The organism is Mesorhizobium sp. M8A.F.Ca.ET.207.01.1.1 (assembly GCF_004794715.1).
GTDB lineage: Bacteria > Pseudomonadota > Alphaproteobacteria > Rhizobiales > Rhizobiaceae > Mesorhizobium.
This window is the reverse complement of record NZ_SRUS01000427.1, coordinates 1-311: the sequence shown is the minus strand read 5'-3', so window position 1 is coordinate 311 and position 311 is coordinate 1. Positions and strand designations below refer to the sequence as shown.

Genomic DNA, 311 nt, shown 5'->3' with positions numbered 1-311 from the left:
TCAGGCTGGCGGTGAACGCGGCCGGGTGGTGGCATTTCAGCCAGCAGCTGTTATAGGTCAGCAGGGCGAAGCTGGCGGCGTGGCTTTCCGGGAAGCCGTAATCGCCGAAGCCCTTGATCTGCTCGAACAGGTGCTCACCGTATTCCAGGCTGAAGCCGTTCTCCAACATGCCGGCCAGCAGCTTCTCGCGATGCGGTTCCAGCCCGCCACGGCGTTTCCAGGCCGCCATCGAGCGGCGCAGGGCATCGGCCTGGCCAGGCGTATAACCGGCTGCTTCGACCGCCAGCTGCATCACCTGTTCCTGGAACAAT

Annotated in this window: 1 protein-coding gene; it reads right to left on the bottom strand. The window is 64.0% G+C overall.

What is annotated here, in order from left to right; translation table 11 throughout:
* Positions 1-292 (bottom strand): hypothetical protein (locus EN850_RS35215; RefSeq protein ID WP_281407318.1); only part of this gene is annotated, 292 nt, incomplete at its 3' end.
* Positions 293-311 lie beyond the last annotated feature (19 nt).